The following is a 16337-nucleotide window of genomic DNA, read 5'->3' as shown; positions in this document are numbered from 1 at the left end:
ACCGTCACAATGCCTCGACGATGGTCACATTGGCGATGCCGCCGCCTTCGCACATGGCTTGCAGCCCATAGCGCTTGCCCCGCGCCCTCAATCCATGGACAAGGGTCGCCATCAGCTTCGTCCCGCTCGCGCCGAGAGGGTGGCCCAGCGCGATCGCACCGCCATGGACGTTCAGCTTGCCCGGATCAGCGCCCAGCACCTTCAGCCAGGCCATGGGAATGGAAGCGAAAGCTTCGTTCACTTCGAACAGGTCGATCTCGTCCAGGCCCAGCCCCGCCCGGCGCAGCGCCCTTTCCGTGGCCGCAATCGGTTCCTCCAGCATGATGACGGGGTCGCCCGCCGTCACCGTCAGATTATGGATGCGCGCCAGCGGCCTCAGGTCGAACCGCTTCAGCGCCTCCTCATTCGCGACCAGCACGGCGGAGGCGCCATCGGTCATCTGGCTCGCATTGCCGGCGGTGATCGTGCCGCCTTCGGTCAGCGTCTTGAGCCCGGCCAGCGCCTCCATCGATCCATTGGCGCGCACGCCCTCATCCTGCGCGAAGCGGCCGTCCGGCGTGTCGACCGGCACGATCTCGCGCTCGAAAGCGCCCGCGGCGATGGCGGCCGCGGCCTTGCGATGGCTCTCCAGCGCGTAGGCGTCCATGTCTTCGCGGCTGAAGCCATATTTGTCGGCAATCGCCTGCCCGCCATGGTACTGGCTGAACTCGTTGACGCCGTAGCGCTCGCGGATGCTGGCGGGCCATGGCCCTTCCCCAATTCCCGCCTGCGCATGCAGATTGAAGTTGGAGCCCATCGGCACGCGCGTCATGCTTTCCACGCCGGCCGCGATCACCAGATCCTGCGTGCCGGACATCACCGCCTGCGCCGCGAAATGCAGCGCCTGCTGCGACGATCCGCACTGCCGGTCGATGGTGACGGCGGGAACGCTGTCGGGCAGCTTCGACGCCAGCACGACATTGCGGCCGAAGGCGAAGGATTGTTCGCCGCCCTGCGTGACGCAGCCCAATATGACATCCTCGACCGCGGCGGGATCGATGCCGCTGCGGTCGACCAATGCGTTCAGCACCACGGCGCCCAGATCCGCCGGATGAACGCCCGACAGCGCGCCCTTGCGCTTGCCGCCGGCAGTACGCAGCGCCTCGACAATATAGGCTTCGGCCATTTTCAGCTTCCTTCGACATGAGGAGGAGCGGCGGACCAAACCGGTTCCCCGCTCCAGAAGGCGGCAGGGGCGCGCGTGGAACCAGCGCTTCGCCTGCCGGGGCCGCTCAACGCGGCGCCATTCGGATCGCGCCGTCCAGTCGGATGACCTCGCCGTTCAGCATGGGATTGGCGATGATGCTGTCCACGAGCTGCGCATATTCGTCGGGCTTCCCAAGGCGGCTGGGATGCGGCACCTGCGCGCCCAGCGCATCCTGCACATGCTGGGGGAACGCCTCCAGCATGGGCGTCAGGAAGATACCCGGCGCGATGGTCATCACACGGATCTTGTGCTGCGCCAGGTCGCGGGCGATGGGCAGGGTCATGCCGACGACGCCGCCCTTGGAGGCGCTATAGGCGGCCTGGCCGATCTGGCCGTCGAACGCCGCAACCGACGCCGTGTTGACGATGACGCCCCGCTCACCCTCGATCTCGTCCGCCTTCGCCAGGGAAGCCGCGAAGCGGGCGATCATGCAGAATGTCCCGATCAGGTTCACTTCGACGGTCCGCCTGAACACGTCCAGCGGATGGGGCGCATGCTCCTTGCCGACGGTCTTGATCGCCGGCGCGATCCCCGCGCAGTTGACCAGGATGCGCGCGACGCCGTGCAGCGCCTCGGCCTGTTCGAACGCTGCCGCGACGGCGCCCTCGTCCGTCACGTCGACCTTCATGAACTGGCCACCAATGGCGTCGGCATGGGCCGCCCCCAATTCGGCGTTCAGGTCGAACAGCGTCACCCTGGCGCCGCCCCGCGCCAGACGCGCGGCGGTGGCTCCGCCCAATCCCGACGCGCCGCCGGTGACGATGGCAGCCATTCCCTTCAGATCCATTTCAGCCTCCGGAAACTCATGAGTGACTCATGCACTTTTGGGTGTATTGCGTCGCGCCGGGTTTCCTGTCAACGCTCCGATGGAGAAAAGAGGACATTGATGCACGCCGCTTCACCATTCCGCACCCCCGCCCAGAAAGAAGCCGAGCGCCTTGCCAAGCGCGAGGCCGTGCTGCGCGCGGCGGTGCGGATGTTCAACGAACGCGGGTTTCACGCGACGTCGCTGGACGACGTCGCCGCCAGCCTGGGCATATCCAAGCGCACCATCTACCACTATCTGGCCAACAAGGATCAGGTGCTGCTGGAATGCGTCACCATCGGCCTGCAGCAATTGCTGGAAGCGGCCGATCAGGCCCGGCGGGAGCCCGGCGACGGCCGCCATCGGCTGACGCGCTTCCTGCGCCGCTATGCCGAGGTCAACATGGACGATTTCGGGCGATGCGTGATCCGGACCGGGGACGAAGTGCTCTCGCCGGAAAGCAGGCCGCGCTATCGCGCGCTGAAGCGGGAGATCGACAATGCCTTGCGCAGGTTGATCGAAGACGCCGTTGCCGATGGTTCGATCGCACGGATCGACGTGAAGATGGCTGCTTTCGCGCTGGCGGGGGCGCTCAACTGGCCGGGGCGCTGGTACGATCCGGAAGGGGCGATGCCGGCCGGGACCGTGGCGGAAAAGCTGGTCGACATTCTGGTTTCGGGACTCGATCCGCGCGATTGACTTGGGTAGAGCGTGCGCGAAGGCGGCTTGCCCTCCTTCCAACGTCGATCCCGATCACGGCGGCAGGGCGGGATGCCGGGGGACACGGGCACGCTTCCGCTTCACGGCTGCAATTTGGAGGCTCAATGGCAGAGACAAACCGCAAAAAGGCCCCGGACGAAAGCGCCGCCGCGAAACAGCCCGGCCAGCGGCGGAAGACCAACCGGCGCGAACAGCAGCGGTCCGTCGAAACGCGCCAGGCGATATTGGAGGCGGCGCTCAACGAATTTGCCGAGCGCGGGTTCGACGGCAGCAGCGTGCGCCGCATCGGGGAACGCGCGGGCCTGGAATATACGCTGATCACCTATCATTACCGCACCAAGGAGGCGCTGTGGAAGGCGGTGGCCGAATATGCCTTCGAGCAGATCGAGACCATGTGGGACGAGGCCATTCCCCCCGATTCCCGAATGTCCGCGTCAGAGCGCGTGCGGGCCGAGTTCCGGACCTTCCTGCGCTTCACGGTCGAACATACCGCGTTCCACCATTTCATGCTGCGCGAGAATCAGGGATCGAGTCCGAGAATCGGTTGGCTGGTCGAGAAGGTTCTCAGCAAGACCCGCGACCGCATCCTGCCCCAGATCCGGGCGGCGCAGGCGGAGGGCCAGCTCCTGCAGGGCGATCCCGATCATGTCTATTACATGCTCATCGGCATGACCTCCACCCTGTCGTCGCTCAACCGCGAAATGGCGGAAACCATTGGCTTTTCCATCAGGAATGAGGAGGCCGTCGAACGCTATTGGAACCTCGTCGAACGCGCTGTCTTCAAATAAACTCCACGACTGTAGAGTTTTTATGGACTCCTGCGGCAGGGCATGTTAGCCCTGCTCTCCAGACGGCAATGACCGTGATGGAGAAGATGCCCCGTGGATGTTCCAGTCATCGTAGCGGGTGGGGGGCCGGTCGGCCTTACCACCGCATTTGAGCTTCAAAGCCGCGGCGTTCGCACGCTGCTGCTCGAACGCAATCCCTCGACCACGCGCCATCCGAAGATGGACGTGACCAATGGCCGCAGCATGGAGCTGTTCCGCCGCATGGGCATTGCGGAGAAGATACGCGACGTCGCCGTGCCGCGCGGCAATCCGATGGACGTTTCCTGGGTGACGCGGCTGAACGAGTGGGAACTGGCCCGCTTCCGCTATCCCGACGTCGAAAGCTGGCGGGAAGAAATCCGCGCCAACAATGACGGGTCGCAGCCGCTGGAACCCTATATGCGGTTGAGCCAGGTCGTCCTGGAACCGCTGCTGCGCGGGTTGCTGGAAGAATCTCCGCTGGTCGAAATGCGGTTCGGCTGGGCGGTCGAGGGCTTCGACGACGATGGCGAAGGGGTGACGGTCCATCTGCGCGAAGTCGCGACGGGGCGCACCGAACGGCAGCGCTGCGCCCTGCTCGCGGGCTGCGACGGCGGCGGCAGCATCATCCGCGAGAAGCTGGGCTATGCCTGGGACGGGCAATATAATGTCGCCCGCTTCTTCATGGTGCATTTCCGGTCGGAGGCGCGCGACCTGCTCCAGCGCTTCGGCATCGCCTGGCATTATCAGTCGCCCGCCGGCAGCACGCTGATCGCGCAGGACGATGCGGAGATCTGGACGCTCCACTGCATGCTGCCCGAAGGGGCGGACGCGGCGGCCATCGATCCCCGGCAACTCGCCTTCGATGCGTTGGGCCGGGAATTCCCGATCGAGGTGATCCAGGCGAACCCCTGGTCGCCGCATCTGGTGCTGGCGAACGGATATGGGCGCGGGCGGGTGTGGATGGCGGGCGATGCCGTGCATCAGGTGATCCCGACCGGCGGTTACGGCATGAACACCGGGATAGGCGACGCCGTCGACCTCGCCTGGAAATACGCCGCCATCCTGCAGGGCTGGGGCGGCCCCGCCCTGCTCGACAGCATAGAGGCGGAGCGCCGGCCGGTGGGCCGCGCCATTGTCGACGCGTCGCGCCTGCATATGGGCGTGCGCCTGAAGATCGCGCAAGCCTATGCCCCGATCATCCATGACGACACGCCGGAGGGGGCCGCCGCGCGCGACGCCTATGGCGCGCTGATCGCGGAACTCGGCAATGCGGAGAATGAATCGCGGGGCATCGAACTCGACCATCGCTACCGCCAGTCGCCGATCGTCTGCCATGAATGCGACGAACCGGAATGGCGGCTGCGCGATTATGTGCCCAGCACCTGGCCGGGCATGCGGGCGCCGCATCTGTTCCTGGAGGATGGCAGCGCCATCTTCGACCGGCTGGGGCCCTGGTTCACTTTGGTCCGCTTCACCGACGCCTCGGCCCAGCCGCTGCTCGACGCCGCGCGCGAGCGGGGCGTGCCGGTCGACCTGCTCGACATTCGCGACGCGCATGCCCGGCGGATCTACGAGCGCGATTTCGTGCTGATCCGCCCCGACCAGCATGTCGCCTGGCGCGGCGACGCCATGCCGGAAGACCCGATGGCGGTGATCGACCGGATCAGGGGAGCAAGGTCATGATCGGTCAAGTCGACCCCATCGTCCGGGCGGACGCCGTCGTCCATGTGAGCTTCGAGCGGCGCGACATCGACGCCATGGCCCGCTTCCTGGAGGATTTCGGCTTCGTGCCGGTCGCGGGCGGCAGCGGCGGGCAGCGCCATTTCCGGGGCTATGGACCGCAACCCTATTGCGTCGAGCTGATCGCATCGGAGCGGGATGCCTTCGTCGGCTTCGGCCTTGCCGCCAGGGACCGCGCCGATCTCGATCGGCTGTCCACCGCCACCCAGTCGCCGGTCGAAGCGACGGATGCGCCGGGCGGCGGCGAGCGGGTGCGCCTCTTCGATCCGGAGGGCGTGCGCGTCGACCTGCTCTGGGGCGCGGCGCCGCTGGAGCCGCTGCCGGTGCGGGAGCCCTTGACCGAGGTCAACTCGCCCGTGGCCAGCCGCCGCATCGACAGGCCGGTCCGGACGCCGACCGCGCCCGCGCCGGTGTTCCGCATCGGCCATGTCGTCCTCCAGACGCCGGACTTCGAACGGACCGCCGGCTGGTACCGGCGTCATTTCGGCTATCTTCCGACCGACGTCGCGACCGTGGGCGAGGATGCGCCGGTGCTGGGCTTCTTCCGCTTCGACCGGGGCGCGGAGCCCGCCGACCATCACAGCCTCGCGCTGCTCGCCGGGCCGGAATCGCGCCTGCTGCACATCTCGACCGAGACGATCGACGTCGATGCGGTGGGGCAGGGCCAGCAATATCTGCGCGGCAGGGGCTGGAACCATTATTGGGGCATCGGCCGCCATGTGCTCGGCAGTCAGGTCTTCGATTATTGGAAGGACTCCGCCGGGGACGAGTGGGAACATTATGCGGACGGCGACCTGATGACCGCCGATTATCCGACCGGTTTCCATCCGCTGTCCCGCGGCGACCTCTGGTCCTGGGGCGACGACCTGCCCGATTCCATGCGGCCGCCCGCCCCCGCCCCGGCCGACGCGCCGCCGCTCGTCCGCAATATCGTCGACGCCCTGCTGGTGCCCCCGCGCCCCTGGCTTCGCTGACATCCCCATTGGAATGCAGGAGTAGAATGATGGCATTGATGATCGTCCGCTATGATGAAGGCGCGGGCCCGCGCTGGGCCGTGCTGACCGGCGATGCGCCCGAGGGGCCGGCCGACCGGGTCGAGGGGCGGGGCATTGCGAGCGGCGCGAAGACCCTGGGCGAACTGATCGGCGCGATCGAAGCCGCGCCGGACCTGACCGCCACGGGCGAGGCGGTGCGCTTTGCCGCGAGCGCCCTTCTGAGCCCCGTCACCCCCGATGCGACGCTGATCTGCCAAGGGCTCAACTATGATGAGCATGCGGCGGAAGCCGGTCATCATGTGCGCAAGGAGAACCTCCTTTTCGCCAAGGCCAGTTCGTCGCTCTGCGGCGCCTATGCCGACATCGTCCGTCCCAAGGGGGTCGAGCTTCTGGATTATGAGGTGGAGGTCGGCATCGTCCTGCGCCGTCCGCTGGAAGCGGGAACGACCGTGACCGCCGGCAATCTCGGCTCCTATCTTGCCGGCGTGGTCCTGTGCAACGACGTGTCGGCGCGCGACACCATGTTCGGCGCGTCCTTCATGCAGTGGTTCCAGGGCAAGAGCTATCGCACCTTCTGCCCGGCCGGGCCGGTCTTCTATCTGCTCGAACCCGAAGAGGTCGCGGCGACGGTCGACAATCTGGAACTTTCGCTGACCTATGACGGAAAGGTCCGCCAGTCCGCCAACACTGGACAGCTGATCTACAAGCCCGCCGAAACGCTGACCCAGATCGCGGCGATCATGGACCTGAAGCCCGGCGACATGGTGCTGACCGGAACGCCGGGCGGCGTCATCGCGCAAGGCACGCCGGGCCTGATCGAACTGCTCAAGACCAACCTGCTGAACGACGCCGCGCGCCGCGATGGCATGCGCGTCGAAATGAAGACGCTGGGCCGGTTCCTGCAACCGGGCGACGAGCTCAATCTGACGCTGCGCGACGGGGTCAGCGGCATGTCGCTGGGCGGGCAAAGAAGCCGGATAACAGGCGCGTAAATGGGAGGCTGAGAAATACTCCACATATGTAGAGTTTTATGTTGACACAGCCCGCCGGCATGGCATTCTACGGTCACAGGAACCCGAAAAGAAAAGCCGAGCCGACAGGGCGAGCCGGCGGCGCCGAGATTGTCCACGACATCAACGCGCCGCATCGAAAGACCGCCAACCGCCCCTGACCCCCACGATCGATGCGGGGCGGGGCGGCAGGGCAACAGGGCTTTCCGGAGAGGAAATGCGATGTTCATCGAGAGCATTTGGTATGTCGCCGCCCGCTCGCGGACAATCGGCGCGCCGCGATCATGCGCCCCACTTCCGTCCGACCGTTCCGGCCCCGCCGGTCTGGCGCCTTGCCCGGCGGCTGTGGAAGCGCGCCCGCCGCTGACCTGAACGAAGGGCATGCGGCCCGGGAAGATGCCGCGCCAAGGAATGAACAAACAACCCGGCTGCCCCACCAGATCAGGCAGTCAGGGCTTGAACGAGGGAGAGGAAAAATGAGGAAGCCCATATGCGTCCTGCTCGCGACCAGCGCGCTCGTCGCGCCGCTGTGCAGCCATGCGCAATCCCCGGCCAGACAGGCCGAAGCCGCGCCGCAACGCGACCTTGCCGTGGGCGAGATCATCGTCACCGCGCAGAAGCGTGAGGAACGGCTGAACGACGTGCCGGTCTCCATCACGGCGGCGTCCGCCAGCCAGCTTGAAAATGCGGGCGTGACCCAGCCGTCGGACCTGGTGAAGATCGTTCCCGGCTTCACCTATCAGCCGAGCGCCTATGGCACGCCGGTCTTCACGATGCGCGGCATCGGCTTCTATGACGTCGCCGTCGCCGTGGCCCCGGCGGTCAGCGTCTATGTCGACCAGGTGCCCCTGCCCTATCTCGCCATGACGCAGGGGGCGTCTCTCGACGTCGAGCGCGTCGAGGCGCTGAAAGGGCCGCAGGGCACGTTGTTCGGCCAGAATTCGACCGGAGGCGCGATCAACTATATCGCGGCCAAGCCGACCGACCACCTCGCCGCCAGCATCGACCTCAGCTATGGCCGGTTCGACCAGGTGGATGCGCAGGGCTTCGTCAGCGGCCCGATCGCAAACAATCTGAAGGCGCGGCTGGCGGTGCGCCACGAATATCGCGACGGCTGGCAGATCAGCCAGACCCGCCCGTCCGACCGCCTCGGCCGCCGGGACTATTCCACCGCCCGCCTGCTGCTCGATTGGGAGCCCACCGACACGCTGCGCTTCGAATTCAACGCCAATGGCTGGATCGACCGGAGCGAGACGCAGGCGGCGCAGTTCGTGAAATATGCCCCGACCGTGGCTCCGTCGGCGGGCGGCTATACCGACATCACGGCAGAACTGGAAGCCGCCGTCCCGGCCCCCAACCGCAGCCGCATCGCGGACTGGGACCCCGGCGCCGACCTTCGCCGCGACGACAGCTTCTACCAATTCTCGCTGCGCGGCGACCTGGACGTCAGCGATGCCGTGACCCTGACCTCGATCAGCGCCTATTCGCGGTTCAAGCAGCGCTCGCCCAGCGACACCGACGGCGTGCCGCAGAATAATTTCCTGCTGACGATCAACGCCGACATAGAGACGGTGTCGCAGGAATTGCGGCTCGCGGGCACGGCGGGCCCGATCCGCTGGATGCTGGGCGGCAATTACAGCCACGACACCACCGGGGACGACCAGCGCGGCGACTATATCGCCAGCAACAGCGGGGTGGGGCCGTTCCGCTACACCTCCTTCATCAACAGCAACCATCAGAAGATCACGACCAAGGCGGTGTTCGGCAGCCTCGACTATGAGCTGACGGACAGGGTGACGGCACAGGTTTCGGCGCGCTACAGCGACCAGCGCAACCGGTTCAGCGGCTGCCTGCTGGACGTGGGGGATGGTTTGATCTCCAACGCGTTCAGCTTCCTGTCGAACCTGTCGCGCAATTTCGATCCGCCGACGGTGGCGCTCGCGCCGGGCGCCTGCGCGACCCTGGGCGAAGTCGGCTATGGCACGCCCTTCATCCCGGTGCCCAGCGTCGAAAAGTCGCTGAAGGAGGATAATATTTCCTGGCGCGCCAGCCTCAACTGGAAGCCGAATCCCGACAGCCTGCTCTACGCCAACGTCACGCGCGGCTATAAGGCGGGCAGCTTCCCGACGGTGCCCGGCCTTTTCCCCAGCCAGTTCGACCCGGTGACGCAGGAATCGGTGCTCGCCTATGAGGCCGGCTTCAAGCTTTCGCTGCTCGACCGGCGGCTGCAACTGACGGGCGCGGGCTTCTACTACAAATATGACGACAAGCAGATCATCGGCTACATCACCACCGCCTTCGGCAATCTGCCCGGGCTGGTGCAGGTTCCGAGGTCGAGCGTCCGCGGCGCGGAGCTGAGCGTCAACTGGCGGCCGGTCGACGGGCTGACCTTCAATGGCGGCGCCACCTATGTCGACTCGCGCGTCGACAGGAGCTTCCTCGCCAACGATCCCTATGCCGCCGTCGTCGACATCAAGGGCGAACCCTTTCCCAGCACGCCCAAATGGCAGCTCAACGGCGATCTCGACTATCGTTTCGCGCTGACCGGCAATCTCGACCTCTCGCTGGGCGGCAATGTCCGCTACCGCTCGCGCAGCGTGGCGGCGTTCGGGGGAGCGCCCGAATTCGCCCTGCCCGGCTATGCCGTGCTCGACCTGCGGATCAGCCTGGAAAGCCCGGACAGCGGATGGAAGTTCCAGCTCTGGGGGCGCAACGTCACCAACAAATTCTATGTCACCACCGTCACCCATGTGGTCGATACGGTGGCGCGCACCACCGGCATGCCCGCCACTTACGGCGCGACGCTCAGCTACAGCTATTGATGCGATGAACCGGGCCGTCATCCTTGCGCGCCGTCCGCAGGCCATTCCCCAGAGCGAGCATTTCGCGCTGGAGGAACGCCCCATGCCCGTTCCCGCCGATGGACAGATATGGGTGCGCAACCATTATCTGTCCGTCGAGCCCGCCATGCGGGGCTGGCTGAGCGACGCGAGCAACTATTCCGACCCCATCCTTGTCGGGGACGCCATGCGCGCCTTCGCCGTCGGAGAGGTGGTGGAATCGCGGCACGGCGATTTCGCGCCGGGCGACAGGGTGATGGGCCTGTTCGGCTGGCAGGAGCATGCGGCGGTCGACCGGTCCGCCATATTGCTGCGCGTCCCGGACACCGATCTGCCGCTGTCGCTCTATCTGGGGATATTGGGGCTGAACGGCGTCACCGCCTATTTCGGGCTGCTCGACATCTGCGCCCCTCGTCCCGGCGAGACGGTGCTCGTCTCGACGGCGGCGGGTTCGGTGGGGTCGTGCGTGGGCCAGATCGCCGCCATATCGGGCTGCCGCACGGTCGGCCTGGCGGGCGGGCCGGAAAAGCGGCGCCAGTGCCTGGACGAGTTCGGCTATGACGCCGCGATCGACTATCGCGGCGAGCCCGATCTGGATGCCGCCATTGCCCGCGCCTGTCCCGACGGGGTCGACATTTATTTCGACAATATAGCCGGGCCGATCAGCGACGCGGTGCTGCGCCATTTGCGCCTGCATGCGCGGATCGCCGTCTGCGGCACCGCCTCCATCGCAAGCTGGGACCCCTGGCCGCAAGGGGCGCGGCCCGAGCGTCACCTGCTGGTGAAGCGGGCGACGATGCGCGGATTCCTGACGTTCGACTATGCCGATCGCTTCGATGAGGCCGTCGCCCAATTGTCGGCCTGGCTGCGCGAGGGACGGCTGCATTACCGCGAGCACATATTGGAGGGGCTTGGCGAGGCCCCCGGCGCGATAGCGCGCCTCTATTCCGGGCAGAATCAGGGGAAGCTGCTGATCCGGCTTCCCGCAGCGAAGGATTGAACAGCGTGTCGAAGGTCATCATCAGTTGCGCCCTGACCGGCGCCGTCCACACCCCCACCATGTCCCCCCATCTGCCGGTGACGCCCGACGAGATCGCGCAACAGGCGATCGAGGCGGCCGAGGCGGGCGCTTCCGTCCTCCATCTTCATGCGCGGGACCCGGAAACGGGCAGGCCGACGCCCGATCCCGATATGTTCATGCAGTTCCTGCCGCGCATCAAGCAGGCGACCGACGCCGTGGTCAACATCACGACGGGCGGCGGCCAGGGCATGTCGCTCGACGAGCGGCTCGCCGCGCCGCTGCGCGCATCGCCGGAGCTTTGCTCGCTCAACATGGGGTCGATGAATTTCGGCATGTATCCCATGCTGGACCGTTACAAGAGCTTCCAACATGACTGGGAAGCGGCGCATCTGGAGGCTTCGCGCGACTGGATCTTCAAGAACACCTTCAGGGATATAGAGCTGATCCTGGAGCGGCTGGGCAAGGGTCATGGCACCAAGTTCGAGTTCGAATGCTACGACACCGCCCATCTCTACACGCTAGCCCATTTTCTGGACCGCAAGCTGGTGACGCCGCCGCTGTTCGTGCAATCCATCTTCGGCCTGCTGGGCGGCACCGGCGCGGACACGGAAAATCTGCTCCACGCCAGGCGCATTGCGGACAAGCTGTTCGGGGACGATTATCGCTGGTCGGTCATGGCGGCGGGCAAGCACCAGATCCCCTTCGTGACCATGGGCGCGATCAACGGCGCGAACGTCCGCGTCGGGCTGGAGGATTCGCTCTATGCGGGCAAGGGACGGCTCGCCCGGTCCAATGCCGAACAGGTGCGGCTGATCCGATCGATCCTGGAGCCCTTGTCACTGGAGGTGGCGACACCGGCGGAGACGCGTGAGATACTGGCGCTGAAGGGCGGCGACAATGTCACCTTCTAGAGCAATCGACAGGGAGGGAGAGCCCATGGCCGAGCAGCAGGACCATTCGCCCCGCATCATGGCGGTGATCGACTATTTCCGGCGGGGCGACGCGGGCCGGCCCGACATGCTCGACGGGTTCACGGACGATTTCGAATTTTTCTTTCCCAAATTCGGCATCGGCCGGGGCCGCGATGACTTCATGGCCTTCGCCGCCGGCCTTGTGGGTTCGTTCAAGGCGTTCGGGCACGATATTGACGGGCTGCGCTTCATCGAGAGCGGCGACAGCGTGGTGGTCGAAGGGACAACCCGCGGCGAAGACAAGGAAGGCGCGACATGGGAAGGCGGCACGACGCCGGGCGGGCGCTTTTGCAGCGTCTTCGAATTTCGCGGCGTGCTGATCGCCCGCATGCACATCTATCTCGACCCCGATTACACCAGCCGGGACGAGGCGCGGTTCCTATGGGGCAGGGACCGGCGCTGGTGATCGCCATGAAGGAGGAGAGGTTCGCATGAGCAGGCTGCAAGGCAAGGTCGCCCTGATCACGGGCGCGGCAAGCGGCCAGGGCGCGGCGGAGGCGCGGCTGTTCGCGGCGGAAGGCGCGAAGGTGGTCGTCACCGACCTCAACGAAGCCGGAGCGGCGGTCGCCGCCGAACTGGGCCCCAACGGCCATTTCGTTCGCCATGACGTGGCGGAACAGGCCGATTGGGCGCGGGTCGTGCGCGAGGCGGAGGAGCGCTTCGGGAAGATCGACATTCTGGTCAACAATGCGGGCGTCTACAAGCCCGCGCCCTTGCTGGAAACGGACGCCGCGCTGTGGGACCTGCATTATCGCGTCAACCAGCTCAGCGTCTTCCTGGGGATGCGCGCCGCCGCGGAGGCGATGGCGAAGACCGGCGGCGGCGCCATCGTCAACATCTCGTCGGGCGCGGGCCTGGGCAATGTTCCCGGCATCTTCGCCTATGCGACCAGCAAATGGGCCGTGCGCGGCATGAGCAAGCTGGCGGCGTCGGAACTCGCGCCGCTCGGCATCCGCGTCAATTCGATCCATCCCGGCATCATCGACACGCCGATGCTGGGCGAGAACACGCCCGAACGGCTGAAATTCTATGAGGACATGATCCCCATGAAGCGCATCGGAACCACCGACGAGGTGGCCCGGCTGGTGCTGTTCCTCGCCTCCGACGAGGCGAGCTACGTCACCGGCGCGGAAATCACCGTCGACGGCGGAATCGGCTGAAGGATCGAAAGGACATCATATGGGACGGTTGCAGGGCAAGGTTGCCATCATCACCGGCGGGGGCCGCGGCATCGGCCGCGCCACCGCGGAACTCTTCGCCCGCGAGGGCGCGCAGGTTCATGTCACCGACGTCAACCCGCCCGACGCGCCCCATGACGATCCGGCGATCCGCTTTTCCATCATGGACGTCGCGAACGAAGGGCAATGGGCGGAGCTGGTGGAGGGCATCGTGGCGCGTCATGGCGCCGTCGACATCCTCGTCAACAATGCGGGCATCGGCGGGTCGCAACTGCCGCTTGCCGACGAGAATCTGGCCGACTGGGACCGGGTGATCGCGGTCAACCAGACCGGCGTCTTCCTGGGCATGCGCGCCGTGCTGCCGGGGATGCGCGCCAAAAGGGCGGGGTCGATCGTCAATTTCTCGTCGATCTGGGGGATCGCGGCGGTCCCCGGCGCGGCTGCCTATCATGCGTCCAAGGCGGCCGTCCGGCACCTGACCAAACATGCCGCCGTCACCTATGCGCCGGACAATGTGCGGGTGAACTCCATCCATCCCGGCATCATCGCCACCCCCATGGTGCTGGAGGATCAGGCGGAGGAAACCAGCGCCGGGGTGGTGGCGGCGACGCCGCTCGGCCGCATGGGCCAGCCGATCGAACTGGCCAATGGCGTGCTGTTCCTCGCCAGCGACGAATCCAGCTTCATGACCGGCGCCGAACTGGTGATCGATGGCGGCTATCTTGCGCAGTAACGGGGCTGCTACATCAATGACATTGGACGGACTCGACGAACTGCTCGCGCGAACGGACGCCTTCATCCGCGACGTGGTGATCCCCTTCGAAACCGACCCCCGGATCGGCGGTCACGGCCCTTCGGACGCGCTGGTCGAGGATTTGCGGGCGCTGGCGCGCCATGCTGGCCTCATCGCCCCCCATCTGCCGCCGGAACTGGGGGGCCAGGGGCTGGACCATGCCGCGACGGCGCGGCTGTTCCGGTCGGCCGGCTATTCGCCGCTCGGCCCGCTGGCGATGAACCTGGCGGCTCCGGACGAGGGCAATATGCACCTGCTCGCCCGCGTGGCCACCCCGGCGCAGATCGACCGCTTCCTCCGGCCGCTTGCCGCCGGGACGACGCGGTCGGCCTTCCTGATGACCGAACCGGCGGACGAGGATGGGGCCGGTTCCGACCCCTCGATGCTCAGGACCGTGGCGCGCCCCGATGGCGACCATTGGATCATCGACGGGCGCAAGAGCTTCGCGACAGGCGCGCAGGGCGCTGCCTTCTCGATCGTCATGGCGCGCACGGGGGAGTCGGCCACCATGTTCCTTGTCGACATGGACAGCCCCGGCATCACCGTCGAGCGGCTGCTCGACACCATCGATGGGACCATGCCCGGCGGCCATGCCGTCGTGCGGCTCGACGGCGTGCGGGTGCCCGCGACCCGGATACTCGGGGAGGTCGATCAGGGCTTCCGCTACGCGCAGGTGCGTCTGGCGCCCGCGCGCCTCACCCATTGCATGCGCTGGTGGGGCAGCGCGAGGCGCGCGCACGACATCGCCCGCGGCTATGCCGTCAAGCGACAGGCCTTCGGCAAGCCGCTGATCGACCATGAGGGCGTGGGCTTCATGCTGGCGGACAATCTGATCGACCTGAAACAGTCGGAACTGATGATCGACTGGTGCGCGGGCATATTGGACTCCGGCGCGCCCGGCATCATCGAAAGCTCGATGACGAAGGTGGCGGTTTCCGAAGCGCTGTGGCGGATCGCGGACCGCTGCGTGCAGGTCATGGGCGGGACCGGGGTGAGCGGCGACACGGTGGTAGAGCAGATATTCCGCGAAATCCGGGCCTTCCGCATCTATGACGGACCTACGGAGGTGCACAAATGGTCGCTCGCCAAGGCCATCGGGCGCGCCCATCCGGGGGACGTGCCATGAGCACCGGTGAGGCGGAAAACGCCGGCACCGTCGCCGTTCGGGATGCGCACCGGTTCGATGAAGCCGGTCTGGCGCGATGGATGGCGGATCATGTCGACGGCTATTCGGGACCGCTCCGCGTCGAACAGTTCAGGGGCGGGCAGAGCAATCCCACCTACAAGCTCGTCACGCCGGGTCGCCACTATGTGCTGCGCCGCAAGCCGCCGGGCCGGCTGGTCAAGGGCGCGCATGCCGTCGAGCGGGAGGCGCGCGTGCTGTCCGCGCTGGGATCGGCGGGATTTCCGGTCGCCCATGTCCATGCCCTCTGCGTCGACGAAGGGGTCATCGGCACCCCCTTCTATGTCATGGACATGGTCGAGGGGCGGATATTCTGGAACGCCAGCTTCCCGCAGGTCGCCAGCCATGACCGCCCGGCCTATTTCGATGCGATGAACGAGACGCTGGCCCGACTGCACAGCCTGGATTATGCAGCGATCGGACTGGCCGACTATGGCCGCCCCGGCAATTATTTCCAGCGTCAGATCGACCGCTGGTCCAGACAATATCTGGAGGATGCCGATGCCGGGCGGGACCGGAACATGGACCGGCTGGTCAAATGGCTGCCGGCGCATATTCCGCCGGACGACCAGACGTCGATCGTCCATGGCGACTTCCGTTGCGACAATATGATCTTCCACCCCACCGAACCCCGCGTCCTGGCGGTGCTCGACTGGGAATTGTCGACGCTCGGCCATCCGCTCGCGGACTTCGCCTATCATGCGATGATGTACCGGATGCCGCCCCACATCGTCGCGGGACTGGGCGGCATGGATATCGCCGCGCTCAACATTCCCACCGAGGCGGAGTATGTGGCCTCCTATTGCCGCCGGACCGGTCGGGAGGCGATTCCCGACTATGATTTCCACGTCGCCTTCAACTTCTTCCGGCTGGCGGCGATCTTCCACGGCATCAAGGGCAGGGCGCTGCGCGGCACCGCCGCCTCGGCCCAGGCGCGCGAACGGGCGAAGGCGTTCCCGGAACTGGCCGAACTCGCCTGGATGCAGGCGGAAAGGGCGGCGCCAGCGTGACGCGCCGGGCGATCGT

15 protein-coding genes are annotated in these 16337 nt (G+C 66.4%); 13 read left to right on the top strand and 2 right to left on the bottom strand.

Translation table 11 applies throughout. The features are described from left to right. Window positions 1-4: 4 nt before the first annotated feature. Together TZ53_RS08590 and TZ53_RS08585 are read right to left on the bottom strand one after the other, a co-directional pair. A complete protein-coding gene (locus TZ53_RS08590) occupies window positions 5-1165 on the bottom strand; it encodes an acetyl-CoA C-acetyltransferase (protein WP_044661040.1) in 1161 nt (386 codons plus the stop codon). 106 nt (window positions 1166-1271) lie between these two features. Then, complete coding sequence (locus TZ53_RS08585; protein ID WP_025549435.1) at window positions 1272-2033, bottom strand: SDR family NAD(P)-dependent oxidoreductase; 762 nt, start codon at window positions 2031-2033, stop codon at window positions 1272-1274. A 99-nt stretch (window positions 2034-2132) separates the two neighbouring features. Here TZ53_RS08585 and TZ53_RS08580 point away from each other — a divergent pair, with 99 nt between their 5' ends. The 13 genes from TZ53_RS08580 (at window position 2133) to TZ53_RS08520 (ending at window position 16321) form a co-directional block, all read left to right on the top strand. Next, window positions 2133-2750, top strand: coding sequence for a TetR/AcrR family transcriptional regulator (locus TZ53_RS08580; RefSeq protein WP_025549436.1), 618 nt, complete (start codon window positions 2133-2135; stop codon window positions 2748-2750). Window positions 2751-2875: 125 nt separating this feature from the next. After that, complete coding sequence (locus tag TZ53_RS25645; protein ID WP_025549437.1) at window positions 2876-3559, top strand: TetR/AcrR family transcriptional regulator; 684 nt, start codon at window positions 2876-2878, stop codon at window positions 3557-3559. A gap of 93 nt (window positions 3560-3652) precedes the next feature. Next, the gene (locus tag TZ53_RS08570; RefSeq protein ID WP_044661039.1) at window positions 3653-5263 is read left to right on the top strand and encodes an FAD-dependent monooxygenase; all 1611 of its coding nucleotides are present in this window, start codon (window positions 3653-3655) and stop codon (window positions 5261-5263) included. Beyond that, window positions 5260-6294, top strand: coding sequence for a VOC family protein (locus TZ53_RS08565; RefSeq protein WP_044661038.1), 1035 nt, complete (start codon window positions 5260-5262; stop codon window positions 6292-6294). The genes TZ53_RS08570 and TZ53_RS08565 overlap by 4 nt, the downstream gene beginning before the upstream one ends. A 26-nt stretch (window positions 6295-6320) precedes the next feature. Next, a complete protein-coding gene (locus TZ53_RS08560; RefSeq protein WP_052628171.1) occupies window positions 6321-7307 on the top strand; it encodes a fumarylacetoacetate hydrolase family protein in 987 nt (328 codons plus the stop codon). A 494-nt stretch (window positions 7308-7801) separates the two neighbouring features. Then, window positions 7802-10147 carry a TonB-dependent receptor gene (locus TZ53_RS08555; RefSeq protein ID WP_044661037.1) on the top strand — a complete coding sequence of 782 codons (2346 nt, stop codon included), beginning with the start codon at window positions 7802-7804 and terminating at the stop codon, window positions 10145-10147. Between the two features lie 4 nt (window positions 10148-10151). Further along, window positions 10152-11165, top strand: coding sequence for an NADP-dependent oxidoreductase (locus tag TZ53_RS08550; RefSeq protein WP_044661036.1), 1014 nt, complete (start codon window positions 10152-10154; stop codon window positions 11163-11165). A gap of 5 nt (window positions 11166-11170) precedes the next feature. Continuing rightward, window positions 11171-12097 (top strand): 3-keto-5-aminohexanoate cleavage protein, encoded by a 927-nt coding sequence (locus tag TZ53_RS08545; protein ID WP_084694404.1) that lies wholly within the window; start codon window positions 11171-11173, stop codon window positions 12095-12097. 25 nt (window positions 12098-12122) lie between these two features. Continuing rightward, window positions 12123-12563, top strand: coding sequence for a nuclear transport factor 2 family protein (locus TZ53_RS08540; protein WP_044661035.1), 441 nt, complete (start codon window positions 12123-12125; stop codon window positions 12561-12563). Between the two features lie 25 nt (window positions 12564-12588). Further along, window positions 12589-13317 (top strand): SDR family NAD(P)-dependent oxidoreductase, encoded by a 729-nt coding sequence (locus tag TZ53_RS08535; RefSeq protein ID WP_044661034.1) that lies wholly within the window; start codon window positions 12589-12591, stop codon window positions 13315-13317. Between the two features lie 19 nt (window positions 13318-13336). Continuing rightward, the gene (locus TZ53_RS08530; RefSeq protein ID WP_044661033.1) at window positions 13337-14068 is read left to right on the top strand and encodes a glucose 1-dehydrogenase; all 732 of its coding nucleotides are present in this window, start codon (window positions 13337-13339) and stop codon (window positions 14066-14068) included. A gap of 16 nt (window positions 14069-14084) precedes the next feature. Further along, entirely contained in the window at window positions 14085-15254 is a 1170-nt protein-coding gene (locus TZ53_RS08525; RefSeq protein ID WP_044661032.1) for an acyl-CoA dehydrogenase family protein, read from the top strand. Next, complete coding sequence (locus TZ53_RS08520) at window positions 15251-16321, top strand: phosphotransferase (protein ID WP_044661031.1); 1071 nt, start codon at window positions 15251-15253, stop codon at window positions 16319-16321. The genes TZ53_RS08525 and TZ53_RS08520 overlap by 4 nt, the downstream gene beginning before the upstream one ends. Window positions 16322-16337: the final 16 nt, after the last annotated feature.

Origin of the sequence: Sphingobium sp. YBL2, assembly GCF_000943805.1 — a bacterium.
Classification (GTDB): Bacteria; Pseudomonadota; Alphaproteobacteria; order Sphingomonadales; family Sphingomonadaceae; genus Sphingobium; species Sphingobium fuliginis.
Note: the sequence above shows the minus strand (reverse complement) of the source record. Positions and strands in the feature narration are given on the sequence as shown.

What these genes read in the sequence shown, in the direction of transcription:
- TZ53_RS08525 (WP_044661032.1), top strand. Translation starts at nt 14,085, where the DNA reads ATGACATTGGACGGACTCGACGAACTGCTCGCGCGAACGGACGCCTTC.
- TZ53_RS08520 (WP_044661031.1), top strand. Translation starts at nt 15,251, where the DNA reads ATGAGCACCGGTGAGGCGGAAAACGCCGGCACCGTCGCCGTTCGGGAT.
- TZ53_RS08565 (WP_044661038.1), top strand. Translation starts at nt 5,260, where the DNA reads ATGATCGGTCAAGTCGACCCCATCGTCCGGGCGGACGCCGTCGTCCAT.
- TZ53_RS08530 (WP_044661033.1), top strand. Translation starts at nt 13,337, where the DNA reads ATGGGACGGTTGCAGGGCAAGGTTGCCATCATCACCGGCGGGGGCCGC.
- TZ53_RS25645 (WP_025549437.1), top strand. Translation starts at nt 2,876, where the DNA reads ATGGCAGAGACAAACCGCAAAAAGGCCCCGGACGAAAGCGCCGCCGCG.
- TZ53_RS08585 (WP_025549435.1), bottom strand. Translation starts at nt 2,033, where the DNA reads ATGGATCTGAAGGGAATGGCTGCCATCGTCACCGGCGGCGCGTCGGGA.
- TZ53_RS08560 (WP_052628171.1), top strand. Translation starts at nt 6,321, where the DNA reads ATGATGGCATTGATGATCGTCCGCTATGATGAAGGCGCGGGCCCGCGC.
- TZ53_RS08550 (WP_044661036.1), top strand. Translation starts at nt 10,152, where the DNA reads ATGAACCGGGCCGTCATCCTTGCGCGCCGTCCGCAGGCCATTCCCCAG.
- TZ53_RS08535 (WP_044661034.1), top strand. Translation starts at nt 12,589, where the DNA reads ATGAGCAGGCTGCAAGGCAAGGTCGCCCTGATCACGGGCGCGGCAAGC.
- TZ53_RS08555 (WP_044661037.1), top strand. Translation starts at nt 7,802, where the DNA reads ATGAGGAAGCCCATATGCGTCCTGCTCGCGACCAGCGCGCTCGTCGCG.
- TZ53_RS08590 (WP_044661040.1), bottom strand. Translation starts at nt 1,165, where the DNA reads ATGGCCGAAGCCTATATTGTCGAGGCGCTGCGTACTGCCGGCGGCAAG.
- TZ53_RS08580 (WP_025549436.1), top strand. Translation starts at nt 2,133, where the DNA reads ATGCACGCCGCTTCACCATTCCGCACCCCCGCCCAGAAAGAAGCCGAG.
- TZ53_RS08540 (WP_044661035.1), top strand. Translation starts at nt 12,123, where the DNA reads ATGGCCGAGCAGCAGGACCATTCGCCCCGCATCATGGCGGTGATCGAC.